The sequence below is a fragment of the Flavobacterium koreense genome (assembly GCF_054776075.1).
On sequence record NZ_BAAHCF010000029.1, the window covers coordinates 60,290 to 73,052 of the forward strand.

General features: G+C 31.0%; 13 protein-coding genes. 4 read left to right on the forward strand and 9 right to left on the reverse strand.

The annotated features are described in order from the left end of the window. Positions 1–5 precede the first annotated feature (5 nt). The 6 genes from ACYU7A_RS08420 to ACYU7A_RS08445 all read right to left on the reverse strand — a co-directional run bounded on the left by ACYU7A_RS08420 (position 6) and on the right by ACYU7A_RS08445 (position 7,622). A complete protein-coding gene (locus ACYU7A_RS08420; RefSeq protein ID WP_460575710.1) occupies positions 6–1,925 on the reverse strand; it encodes a transglutaminase-like domain-containing protein in 1,920 nt (639 codons plus the stop codon). Between the two features lie 92 nt (positions 1,926–2,017). Continuing rightward, entirely contained in the window at positions 2,018–4,066 is a 2,049-nt protein-coding gene (locus ACYU7A_RS08425) for an FG-GAP-like repeat-containing protein (RefSeq protein WP_460575712.1), read from the reverse strand. A 32-nt stretch (positions 4,067–4,098) separates the two neighbouring features. Further along, entirely contained in the window at positions 4,099–5,199 is a 1,101-nt protein-coding gene (locus tag ACYU7A_RS08430; protein ID WP_460575714.1) for a hypothetical protein, read from the reverse strand. A gap of 109 nt (positions 5,200–5,308) precedes the next feature. Beyond that, positions 5,309–5,857 carry an acyl-CoA thioesterase gene (locus ACYU7A_RS08435; protein WP_298306634.1) on the reverse strand — a complete coding sequence of 183 codons (549 nt, stop codon included), beginning with the start codon at positions 5,855–5,857 and terminating at the stop codon, positions 5,309–5,311. 1 nt (position 5,858) lies between these two features. Further along, positions 5,859–6,227, reverse strand: a complete 369-nt coding sequence (locus ACYU7A_RS08440) for a 6-phosphogluconate dehydrogenase (RefSeq protein WP_460575716.1) — start codon at positions 6,225–6,227, stop codon at positions 5,859–5,861. A gap of 12 nt (positions 6,228–6,239) precedes the next feature. Continuing rightward, on the reverse strand, positions 6,240–7,622 hold the full coding sequence (locus tag ACYU7A_RS08445) for a DNA recombination protein RmuC (RefSeq protein ID WP_460575717.1): 1,383 nt from the start codon (positions 7,620–7,622) through the stop codon (positions 6,240–6,242). An 89-nt stretch (positions 7,623–7,711) separates the two neighbouring features. On the opposite strand from ACYU7A_RS08445, the gene ACYU7A_RS08450 reads away from it, so the two are divergent. The 4 genes from ACYU7A_RS08450 to ACYU7A_RS08465 are packed head-to-tail and all read left to right on the forward strand — an operon-like array spanning position 7,712 to position 10,108. Continuing rightward, positions 7,712–8,284, forward strand: a complete 573-nt coding sequence (locus ACYU7A_RS08450) for a pseudouridine synthase (protein ID WP_460575719.1) — start codon at positions 7,712–7,714, stop codon at positions 8,282–8,284. A gap of 36 nt (positions 8,285–8,320) precedes the next feature. Further along, positions 8,321–8,773 carry a tRNA (cytidine(34)-2'-O)-methyltransferase gene (locus ACYU7A_RS08455; protein WP_298306582.1) on the forward strand — a complete coding sequence of 151 codons (453 nt, stop codon included), beginning with the start codon at positions 8,321–8,323 and terminating at the stop codon, positions 8,771–8,773. Positions 8,774–8,776: 3 nt separating this feature from the next. Next, positions 8,777–9,259: a hypothetical protein gene (locus ACYU7A_RS08460; protein ID WP_460575721.1), complete on the forward strand. Its 483-nt coding sequence runs from the start codon at positions 8,777–8,779 to the stop codon at positions 9,257–9,259. A gap of 21 nt (positions 9,260–9,280) precedes the next feature. Beyond that, positions 9,281–10,108 carry a hypothetical protein gene (locus ACYU7A_RS08465; protein ID WP_460575723.1) on the forward strand — a complete coding sequence of 276 codons (828 nt, stop codon included), beginning with the start codon at positions 9,281–9,283 and terminating at the stop codon, positions 10,106–10,108. Here ACYU7A_RS08465 and ACYU7A_RS08470 read toward each other — a convergent pair whose 3' ends face one another. The 3 genes from ACYU7A_RS08470 to ACYU7A_RS08480 all read right to left on the reverse strand — a co-directional run bounded on the left by ACYU7A_RS08470 (position 10,109) and on the right by ACYU7A_RS08480 (position 12,762). After that, the gene (locus tag ACYU7A_RS08470; protein ID WP_460575725.1) at positions 10,109–10,870 is read right to left on the reverse strand and encodes a dienelactone hydrolase family protein; all 762 of its coding nucleotides are present in this window, start codon (positions 10,868–10,870) and stop codon (positions 10,109–10,111) included. It abuts the gene before it with no gap. Between the two features lie 62 nt (positions 10,871–10,932). After that, the gene (locus ACYU7A_RS08475) at positions 10,933–11,718 is read right to left on the reverse strand and encodes an ABC transporter ATP-binding protein (protein WP_298306571.1); all 786 of its coding nucleotides are present in this window, start codon (positions 11,716–11,718) and stop codon (positions 10,933–10,935) included. A 15-nt stretch (positions 11,719–11,733) separates the two neighbouring features. Further along, positions 11,734–12,762, reverse strand: a complete 1,029-nt coding sequence (locus tag ACYU7A_RS08480; RefSeq protein ID WP_460575728.1) for an iron chelate uptake ABC transporter family permease subunit — start codon at positions 12,760–12,762, stop codon at positions 11,734–11,736. Position 12,763: the final 1 nt, after the last annotated feature.

Sequence of the window (12,763 nt, forward strand, 5' to 3'; positions counted from 1 at the left end):
TAATTTTATTGTTTTGTGAAGGTAATTTGTTGGTTATAATTGGCGATTAGATTTTTGATAAAATCATTCCATTTTGTCATTTCAGAAGCTTTTATTTCTCCGTTTTTAAAGATGAATGATTTTTTGTAAATGATTTCTTTGTCTGTTTTTTGAAAAGTAAGAGCAATATCAAAATTACCTTCTTTAACAACTAAATCTGTTGGAATTTTGGTTACAGAATAACCTGCAGGAATAGCTAATGAAACCGTTGATTCGTAATTTTTCTTGAAATCAAATTGATAATCGGTTTTTCTATCTTTTAATTCAAATCCTTTAAACTCATTCATGTATTCTAAATCTACATACATTTCGTTATCAAAACTTGAAACTTTATTAGCAACATTTACATTATAATCGATAGTAAGTTTGGCATCACGATTTTTTAAATCAGATGTTTTGATGTTGGATACCAAAGTATTTTTTTCGCTTTTTGATAAGTAGTTGTCGAGTGTTTCGTTCTTTTTATCATTTTTGAAAGTACTGTAAATGTATAAGAATTGTGCACGGCTTTCTCCTAAATAACTTTTAGAACAAGTTCCTTGAAGTTTTTCGTTTTCTATAGAAAGATTGGCTTTAAAAATTTCTTTATTGCTTTCGTGAGAAGCTGTTGGAACTTTATCTATAATAAACTTGTCACCATCTTCAATCATTACTTCTTTGTTTTGAATTCGTTCTGCATATTCACCAAAGGAATTGAATTTTTCTGTACCATCTAAAAAGTACTTTTTGCCTTTGTGAAATAGAGTACAAATCATGTGATTGTCTACTGCTAATGATGGAGTTTTGTAGTCATAAGCAATATGTTTGGTTCCAATCCATGTAAGTCTGGCATCAAAACCTGCTAATTTTAGCATTTGCTTGATAAGATTAGCCATTCCTTTACAATCGCCATAACGTTTTTCAAAAACATGATTAGATTCATCTGGCTTGAAACCAGCAATTCCATCTTCGAAAGCTATATATCTGATGTTATCTTGAACCCAATAATAAATGTTTTTTATTTTCTCTTCATCGGTTTTTGCTGATGCAGTGAGTTCTGTTACTTTGCTTTTTAAAACGGAAGTATCATCTTTCATTAAATCTACCAACGACTTGTACCATTTGTATAAATCGGCCGTTGAGCCAAATAGAGCAACATCTTTACCTTTTAGTTTGTATGACTTTGCAATAACTAAAATATGTGGATACAAGTAGCTTCGTCCTGGTGCATCTTCTTCTTTATATAATGCAGGAACATCGTTAATTGTATAAGTATAAATAGTGTTGTTTTTAGAATCTTTAGTTTGAGATTTAGTGATTTTTGCACCATCAAAATTAAATTCTTTTAATTCTGCATTTAGCCATTCAGGAACTGTAACTACAATTTGTTTTTTTAAGACTGGGAATTCGTCATTGAAATACAAAGAAGTAAAATACTTAACATCTTCATATTTTTTTTCAAGTTCATAGTTGTAAATGTATCCTTGTACTGGAAAATTTACTACCATATGTTTTACTCGTGCGTCATTGTAGAAAAGGTCATTGTCTTTGTAAAATTCATCTACAACATAACTTCCTACACTTTTGTCATTTCTATATTTAAGATTGAAAGTTTCAATTTTAGATTCGCTATCATAAAATTCATATTTCTGAATGGCGGCTCTATGATTGATATTCATTAACTTCTCGTTGATAGAATGATTAACAATAACTTTTGATTCAGTTTTGTTTAAATCGAAGGTTACGTTTTCTGTACTTTCTAAGATAGCAACATCGTCTTTATCATAGGTAGTTCTAATTTTTTTAGCTAAAACAACATCTTCTGGAGTAGGATCGATATTTTTTTGAGCAACTACCATTGTTGGAATAATCAAAGATAGAAGTGCAAATCGAGTAGTGATTTTCATTGATTTTCAATTTTTTCGAAATATACAAAAAAAAACTTCTGTTATATTTTTATTTATAACAGAAGTTTTAGTGATTTAGTATGTAATAATATCTATTCTTTTAAGAATTTTTGAGTGTATTCTTTTTCGTTGTTATCTTTTAAAATTAAGATATAAGAACCAGTTGAAAGAGAATCAACATTAATGCTATCATTTACTATTGAACTTGATAATATTAGTTTACCATTTAAGTCATATACAGAAGCATTCTTCATTGTGATAGAATCATTTGATTTAATGTTTAATACATTTTTAGCAGGATTTGGATAAACACTAAATTCTGAGTTTGCAAATGTTCCAACTGCTAAAGTAGATCCTTCAACCACATTAACTCTTGAATTGATAGTTGGATTGTTTATTGTGTCAACTGTTCCAGATGGCCATCTGATGATAATTTGTGTAATTGCAGTTGCAGCACCAATTCCAAAATGAGCATTTAATGAACTCATGTATTTAAATCCGTCTCCACTATGAATTTCTCTAATTTGTTTTCCAAATGCACCATAGATTTCAACTCTTGCTCCAATACCATAGCTATTACTAGCAATTCCTTGAAGTGATACTTTTACCCAATTGTTTGTATTTGGTACAGCGTAACGAATTGTGCTTCCGTTTAAGAAATCTAGAAAACCATCATCGTTTAAGTCTCCAATTCCTCCAACTGCTATTCCGCTATAGTTTGCAGGAGCAAAAGTTCCGTTACCCAAATTGAACATGATTTTGTTTCCACCACCTAAAACGTCAACAAAACCGTCATTGTCAAAATCATGAGCTACGTGCTCAATGCTTGTACTTGTATTGGTATCCCAACCAGATCCAGATGTTATATCAGTAAATGTTGCATCACCATTGTTTCTCATGTATTTATGATTTCCATCTGCTGTTGAACTTGCACCAACAACAATGTCTAAATCACCATCATTATCATAATCAGCCCAAGCAGAAGACCATGTTTGAATTGGGTCATATAGATTTGCAGCTACAGATACGTCAGCAAATGTTCCGTTACCGTTATTTTTGTGTAATTCATTAAACTTTGCAGTTCCTGCACCACCACGACATTTTGCAATAAACAAATCTTGATCTCCATCATTGTCATAATCAACAAAAATAGAACCATAATTTCCGCCTTCTGGATGTATTCCCATAGTAGTTGCACCAGGAGTTATACCTGATTGATAAAATGTTAATACACCTAGACCATTATTCATGAAATATACGTTTGGATCAACATCGTGACAAGAAAAAGCGTCTAGATTTCCATCATTATTTAAATCAACAAAGTTGGTTCTTTGACAAAAAACATATTGTGAAAATGTTTCGTTTGTATAAGCTGTACCAGTACTATTTGATTTCCAAAAAGTAACAGCACTTCCTCCACCTAAAATTAAATCGTTATATCCGTCTTTGTTGTAGTCACCTGCAGCCAAACTCCATGATGGCATATTACTTGTGTTTGCAATTGGAAAATCTGTATTAGTAAATGTTCCTCCAGTTCCTTGATAATGAATTCTAAGGTTGTTAGCACTTACACCAGCAATGTCATCTTTTCTGTCACCATTCATATCAACTACACACAAATTGTAAGTACTATTAATAGTCGCTATATTTTGAGTAGTGTAAGTAATTCTTTGAGGAGTTGTTGGTACAAATGGTCCTTCGCTAAGTTGGAATGTAAATCCATTAGAAGACCATCTATTATCAAATGCAATTATGTAAGTTGTTCCTGCAATAACGTTAAATACATCAACAGAGGAGTAGTTTGCACCTGAATCATCATCACCTGCATAACAAGTTAGATTTCCACAAGTTCCGGTATATACATGAAATCTTGTATCTACCAACGGATTGTTTTGTGAAATATTTGTTGAAATTGTAACTGTGTAATTTTGTGTTGGAGTGTAAGTATACCATTCTCCTTTACCATTTGTTCCTGCTATAACACCATTGTCTGCGCAAATTGGAGAAGGAATATCTGTTCCATTAACAGCTGCTACTATATGTAAACCTGCAGTTATTGGTAATGCCGAAGCACAAGTGTCTTGAGCAAATGACCAACTTGAAAAAAGGCATAGGGTTAAAATTAAAGTAATTTTTTTCATTTATTCAGAGTTTTAGTTTTGTTTAAAATTAATTATGGACAAGGAGAAAGAGAGTTAATCCATTGTTCTATCAATGCAACTCCTTCAGTATGTATTTCTGTTCTACCAATCAAGGGCATTCTGAAACTTTCATTATCTGTATTCAATCTATAATGCAACATTGAGCGATTGATGTTGTTTGGATTAACTATTTTGCCTAATGCAGGCGGAAAATCTGCCATATCTTGTGTATCAACACATACTCCCATGTTAGCTAAATTTGTTGTTTCACTGAATGCAAAACGCATCGGTCTGTAATCACAATGGCTATTGGTTTGATGACAATGTGCACAATTTATATCTAAATAGGATCTTACTCTCAAGTCTAAAGATTTTGAAGTGTCATTATAATTTACAGTTGATGTAATTGTAGATGGTAAGTTATTATCTAAATAGCCAACTTCAATCCATTTAGCCAACTGATTTTTTAATCCTGTTGTAAATGTGAAATTATTATTTAAGTTTTGAGGTTTAATTCCAATTGGAATAGGCAGTTCATTAGATTTATGACAAGTCATACATTGTTGATCGGAAGGTATTCTGTAGCTATCAACAACACGAGTAATGTTGTTTTCATCTTTCCATTCAACTGTTGTATTACTTCCAGCCATGTCTAGATATGCTTCGGTTTGTGCTGCATTCCAAACATATTCTGCGAATATCCAGCCAGTAGTTTTACGAATCATAATTCTAGTTTCAATGATTCTTGTTGAACCAACTGGAGTTACATTTTGAACATTATCGTAATAAAAATTTTTAATAATTGCAGAACCAACAGGTAGATTTAAAACTTTACCATCACCTTCATAGATAGCTTTTGTACCCTTTGGCATCCAAACAAATCTTTTTTTGTGAGCGTAATCCGTAAAAAGAGCAGAAGCAGGTTCGTAAATCAAAACATCTAATGCTGGTTTTTGATTTTTCATTGGACCATCAAAAAAATGATAATCCGATAATTTTGCATAAGGAACTTGAGTCAAGTCTACTCTAACTGGTGAAACTTCTATGTATTCTTCATCGTCAGATTTTGAACATGAGATGATTATTGTAGTTAATGCGGTAAATAATAATGTTAATGCGTAATATTTTTTCATAGGTATAGTTTGTTGCAACCAAAAATATAAAAAATATTACAAATTCCTAATTTTTATTTAGTTAACTTATAAAATTGTGGATAAAAAAATGAATTATTAAATAATAGTCTTAATTTAATTCAAGTTTTACATTGTAGTTTTTCAATGTCAACAATGCTTCTTCTGATTTATAATCAAAAATCTCTTCGTGCAAGTTTCTTTCCTTTTTCAGTGCAATTTGTTTGATACAATTATAAAAACGTCTCACTTCTTCATAATTGGAAAGTAACAATCCTGGAACTTTTGTGTTTTTACCTAATTCATCTTTGGCAACCATTGTGAAATATGAAGAATTACAATGTTTTACTTTGCCGGTTTGAATGTTTTCTGCTTCAACACGAATTCCAATAATCATGGAGCTATTTCCAACATAATTCACACTTGCCTTGAGTGTAACCAATTCGCCAACCTCTATTGGATTTAAGAAATCTACAGTATCTACAGATGCAGTAACACAATAGTTTCCTGAGTATTTTGAAGCACAAGCAAAGGCAATTTGGTCTAATAATGACAACAAATAACCACCATGAATTTTACCACTGAAATTGGTATGTGAAGGCAACATCAATTGTGAAATTGTTACTCGAGAAGACTTAACGGATTTAAATTCACTCATAATGTTACTTCATTTTAAAAGGAGACTGATCTTGCTGAACTTCAGTAATAAAATAATTGGTATCACCCCACCACGGAAAAGTTCTGTAACGTTCTACATAAGTAACTTTTACATACTTTCCTTGAAATTCTTTAAGTTGTTCTATAACTTTCTCGTCTTTGTCTAATACCGAAAATTTGAAAATTTGAGCACCAGAAATTCCTTGACTAATTTCACCTTCCCAAGTTTTGAATAACACTCCTTTGCTGCTTATTTTGATTAACTCGCCTGAACGAACACCTTCGCTATAAGTGGCATAATAAACAAATGAAAAATAAGCAGTTGCAAATATTGCAATTGATACTACTAGGTAAATAATAATTTTACGTAACATGATTTTTTTGTTTTAATTTATTTCAGATTCTGTTAATGAATTGTCAGAACTACTTGCTCTATTTATAATATTCTCTGGAAGTGATTTTTTAGCTTTTGCTCCCATCTTTTTCAATTTTTCTACACTTGTTATCAAGTTTCCATTTCCTGTGTAAAGTTTTTTCATTGATTCTTCATAGGCTTTTTTTCCTTCATCCATTCTCTTTCCTACAAGAATTAAATCTTCAACAAATCCATTAAATTTATCATACAAAGCTCCTGCTTGACGAGCAATTTCTAAAGCATTTTCTTGTTGCTTTTGGTTGGTCCACATGCTATCAATTGTTCGCAAAGTTGCCAATAGAGTAGAAGGAGTAACAATCACAATATTTTTTTCAAATGCTTTGTTGTACAAGCTTGTATCTTCATTTAATGCTAGAGCAAAGGCCGATTCGATAGGTATAAATAACAATACAAAATCTGGACTTTCCATTTGATACAAATCGTGGTAATTTTTATTTCCCAATTGTTCTACATGGCGATTTATAGAAATAACATGTTCTTTTAGAAATTGAGTTTTCAAATTATCGTCTTCTTCATTGATGTATCGCTCATAAGCCGTCAGTGTTACTTTTGAGTCGACAATCATTTTCTTTCCATCAGGAAGATTGATAATAACATCAGGGAAAACTCGATTACCTTCTTCTGTCACAAAACTTTGTTGTACAAAATATTCTCTATCTTTTTCTAAACCAGATTTTTCTAAAACACGTTCTAATACCAATTCACCCCAATTACCTTGCATTTTACTATCACCTTTTAAAGCTTTAGTTAAGTTAAGTGTTTCTTTACTCATTTGCTCATTCATTTCGCGCAAGCCTAATATTTGCTGACGTAAAGCGGCATGATAATCTATACTTTCTTTATGAGTATCTTCAACTTTCTTTTCAAAGAGTTGAATTTTATCTTGCAATGGCGAAAGAATATTTTTTAGGTTTTCTTTATTTTGTTCAGTGAACTTGGTTGTTTTTTCTTCTAATATTTTGTTGGCCAAATTTTCAAATTCTTTGGTAAATTTTTCTTGAAGTTGTTCTACTTCTTGCTTTTGCTCTTTGTTGCGTTGCCAAAGATTTTCAAAATCGGTTTCTTTTTTAGACAATTGAATGGCTAATGCTTCTTTTTCTGAACGGATGGTTTCTTTTTCTTGATTAGAGGTAAATAATTGTTTTTCAAATTGATTTCGTTCTAAGACAGTTTGCTCTTTTTGTTGGTTGATTTGTGAAATTAATCCATTAATTTTTTCATCTAACGAAGCTTTTTCCGATTTAGAATTGGCTGAAAATAATTGTTTACCAAGGAAAAGTCCAATGGCTAAGGCGACGATAAATATTAATAAAAAGGGTAAAACTGCGTTCATGGTATTGAATATTATAAGAATGTAAATGTACTAAAAAATGTAATAGTTGTTTATCAGATTAAATAGTATTTTTGCCACAAAATAAATTCATGTCTAATCACCAACACTTTTTAATTTACAAACCTTACGGCTATTTGTCGCAGTTTATTTACGAACTCAAAAGGCCAAAAAAGTTACTCGGAGAGTTGTATAATTTTCCAGAGAATACAATGGCTATTGGCAGATTAGATGAAGATTCAGAAGGACTACTTTTGTTGACTACTGATGGAATGATGAGTGAAATTGTTCGCAGTAAAAAAGTTGAAAAAGAATATTACGTTCAAGTTGATGGAATTGTAACACAAGATGCAATTGAAACTTTGAAAAATGGTGTTTTAATTGGTTTTAACGGAAAGAAATATTTAACCAAAAAGTGTGAAGCCAAAATTTTAAACGAAATTCCAAACTTTCCTGAGCGAGCAAAAAAAATTCGAGATGAACGCCACGGACCAACATCTTGGCTTTCAATAACCATTAACGAAGGCAAATTTCGACAAGTTAGAAAAATGACCTCGGCTGTTGGATTTCCAACTTTAAGGTTGGTCAGAGTTCGAGTTGGAAACATCTATTTAAGTGATTTAAATCCAGGAGAAGTTCTAGAAGTTGAAAATTTTAATGTCTAAAAATCTAATTGTCTAAAAATCTAACAATCTAATTTAATGTTAAACATAGTTTTAGTAGAACCAGAAATCCCAAATAACACAGGTAATATCGGACGTTTGAGCGTTGGAACCGAAAGTCGTTTACATTTAATTCATCCATTTGGATTTGTTATTAACGACAAAAATTTGAAGCGTTCCGGATTAGATTATTGGGTACATTTGGACGTTACAGAATACCAAAACGTTGAGGAATGGATGACTCAAATAAAAGATAAATCGAGAGTTTTTTTAATGAGTTCTCATGCTTCAAAATCTATTTACGAAGTCGAATTTCAAGATGAAGATTGGTTAGTATTCGGAAAAGAAAGTGTTGGTTTATCTCAAGAAGTTTTAGCTAAATTTGAAAATCATTTAACGATTCCTATGTCCAATTTAATTAGAAGTTATAATATTGCTAATTCGGTAGCATTTGTAGTTGGTGAGGCGAAAAGGCAAATTAATTTGAAATAGTTTATGCGACCAATTATCGACTTAAATAACACATGGAGTTCTGAGGAAACGATAGTTTACGTGTCTAGATTTGAGATAATTGGTGGATGTTTTATACAAATCTTAATTCTTGTATTGTTTTACTTTTCTATAATAAATAACAATTATATAGTTTCAATTTTATTACTAATTCCAACATACTTTTTAGTTAAAAAAATAAAGAAATTATTTATTGAAAGGAACGAAATTCAGTTGACTATTAACTCTTATGGAATAAAAGTTAAAAATGAACCAATAATTAGTTGGGATAATATAGAAAACGAGCGAATTATAAGAATTGGAAAGAGAAAAAATTCACGACATGACTTTGTTTTCAATGATAAAATTCAGAATAGGGAAAGGCGATTTCGAACCGATATATTAAGTTTTGGTTTTTTTGAATTAATGAAATCTGCTAAAATCCATAGAGAACGATTTAATAGAAACAATACAATAAAAGATTCTTAACGATATTTAATAAATTATAATATGCGAGAAAATATAACCGTTCAGCAAGCATTAAGCAAAGGTAAAATCAAGTTGGTTTACCTTCCTTTATTTCTTATTTTAGTTTTTATTGGAGTAGGAGTTTATCTAAAAACTATCGAATTAATTGAAGATTGGATGATGGCAGTTTTTGCTGTAGGAGGATTTTTATTAGCTTGGCTAGCTTGGAGTTATTTTGTTGTTGAATGGAAAATTTGGGCTTTTGAAAATGTTAGAAATGTTCACGAGTTAAAACGAAAAGCGATTCAAAATAATTTGATTTGGAAAGATGATAGCTGGTTTAATAAAACCGAAATCATCAATTATGAACAAAAGCAAAAATTAAAACTTCTTGAAAGAAAATTTCTTGAAAAAGATGTATATCATGATGATATAAATGTTCCGAAAGAAACGCTCATTCATTATTCTAAAGCTACTATTGCGTTCGGAATTGTTTTTGGACTTTTATTTTTATCTGTTGGTATTTATGTTCTAATGGAGAATTCGAAAGATTATTATTACTTGTTTTTTCTAGGATTAGGACTATACTTTTTCTACAATTCAATTCCTAAATTGATTAACAATCAACCTCAAATTAGTGTCAACTCTAAAGGAATTCAATTCTATAAATCAAGTTTAATGGAATGGGAATTTATTGACAATGAATATGTTGATATGAGACGAAGTGGTAAACACGTTAACTATTATTTGGTTTTCAAATACCGCAATAAACATCAGGAATATCACATAGATGAATTGGCAATTACTCCAGAAAAATTAGAGCAACTTATGCGTGTTTACCGAGTTAGATTTGAAAAGAGTAGTTTCTAATTATCTAAATATTTCTTCAAAAAACACTTTCATTGCTTCCCAAGAACGCATTGCTGCTTTTTCGTTGTATGCAGCGCCTTTGCTGTTGTCATTTCCTGCATCTTTATGAGTGAATGCATGAACTGAGTTTGCATAATAAACCATTTGCCAATCGGCTTTTGCAGTTCTCATTTCGTCTTGAAAAGCTTTGATTTCTGTTTCAGGAACATAAAAATCATCTGCACCATGAAGTACTAGAACTTTAGTTTTGATTGGTTCAATTGTTCTTGAAGCATCTCTGCCTAATCCTCCATGAAATGATACAACACCTCTTATATTCATGTTTGTTCTTGCTGCTTCAATAGCACCTGTTCCTCCAAAGCAATAACCAATAACTGCAATTTTATCAGGATTTGCGCCTTGTTTTATTAGTTCGTTCAAAGCTAATTGAATTCTTTTTTGGTATTCTTTGATATTTGTTTTGTAAAAACCGGCTAATTTTCCAGCCTCGCTCGGATTTGTGGGTCTTTTATCAATTCCGTATATGTCTGCAACGAATGTTAGATATCCTAGTTTTGCTAATTCAGCAGCATTCTCTTTTGCATTGTTATCAATTCCCATCCATGCAGGTAGAAGTAAAACGGCATTACCATTAGCAATTTTCTTTTCAGGAACAGCAACTATTCCTTCTAATTTTTGATTTTCATCATTATAAGAAATCGCTTGTTGTGCTTGTGAATTAATCATTGTAAGAGCAAAAAGAAATATAGATAGATTTTTCATGGTTGATTATTTTAAGCAAAAGTAAATTTTCGAATTAGTTTATGAATTAAAACAAATCATAATTATTTGATAATAAACTTTCCTCGTTCGCTATCAAATTTTATGTTTTCATCTTTAAAAAGTGTATCAAAAACGCCTTTTGAAATTAAATTACAAGGTTGATCTTGAATAACTAAATTCTCTGTCATAACTATCATTTCATCAGATAATTGAATCGCTAAATCAATATCATGAGTTGAAAACAAAATACATTTATTCGACTCAGTAGCAAGCTTTTTTAATAATTTGAACAACGATACTTTATGAAATAAGTCTAAATGGGTTGAAGGTTCGTCAAGAATAATTAGAGGTGTGTCTTGAGCTAAAGCTCTTGCTACAAGTACATTTTGAAATTGTCCATCACTGATTTCGTAATACTTTTTAGTAGCTAAATGTTCAATTTGAGTTAAATGAATTGCCTCATTTACTTTTTCAAAGTCTTCAGAAGTTAATTTTCCTATCCAATTGGTGTAAGGTTGTCTGCCTAGAGCGATTAGTTCAAAAACAGTCAAGTTGCTTGGAGGTAATTTTTCTGTTAAAACTAAACTCAAACTTTTGGCTAAATCAACTTGATTGAAGTTATTGAGGTTTATATCATTTAAATGAATTGAACCATCTAATGGTTTTTTAAGTCCTGAAAGCGTTCTTAAAAGAGTTGATTTTCCAATTCCATTTTCGCCAATTAAAGAAATTAGTTTTCCTTCTTGTAGTTTCAAGTTGAGGTTTTTAGCAATAACATTTTCTGTCGATTTAGACTTGTATCCAATCGAAAGATTTGTGGTTGTAAGTATGTTATTGTTATTACTCATTTTTATGATATCATTTTAAATCAGTCGATTTTTCCTAACCAATAACCAAATCACAATTGGCGCACCAATGATTGAAGTTATAGCATTTATCGGTAATGTAAAGTCAAATCCTGGCATTTGTGAAACCATATCACAAAAAAGCATAATAATTGCACCGATTATTATTGTTCCCCAAAACAAAACTAAATGATTACTGGTTTGAAAAATAAGTTTTGACAAATGTGGCACTGCTAATCCAATAAAGGCAATTGGTCCTGCAAAAGCCGTGATACTTCCTGCTAAAATACTTGTAGCAAGAATAATCATTCTTCTTGATTTTTTGATTTTTAAGCCTAAACTCTTGGCATAATTTTCACCTAATAGTAAACCATCTAATGATTTAATAGAAAACAAACTGATTAACAATCCAATACAAATTGCAATAAATAAAATAAGGATGTTTGGCCATGAAATATTTCCAATACTTCCCATGCTCCAAAAAGTAAATTTTTGTAGTTTTTCTGCAGAACTAAAATAGGTTAAAATCGAAACAATAGCACTTGCAAAACTGCTGAACATCAATCCAGCAATCAAAATAGTCATGGTGTCGCGCAAGAATTTGGAGATGGTTAAAACCAATAATAATACCATAAAACTTCCTAAGCAAGAAGCCAAAATAATTCCGTAGGAAGACAATAAAAAATCTGCTAATGATAAGGGTAAAATTCCGGCTCCAAGAATTACAAAAGCTACTCCCAAACTCGAACCAGAACTCAATCCCAAAACATAAGGACCAGCTAGTGGATTTCTGAATAATGTTTGCATCAATAAACCCGAAATGGATAATCCTATTCCCACTAAAATAGCAGTTATTGCTTTTGGAAGTCTAAAGTTTACAATGATATATTCCCAAGTTTCTTTGCTTGCATGAGAACCAAAAAGACTCTTGATAACTTCTTTAAAAGGAATAGCAACTTGTCCTAAACTGATGTTCAATAACAGTGCTAAAAGCAATAGCAATGAAAGTGATATAAAGAGTAAAGAATTTCGTTTTTGTGTTTTCAAA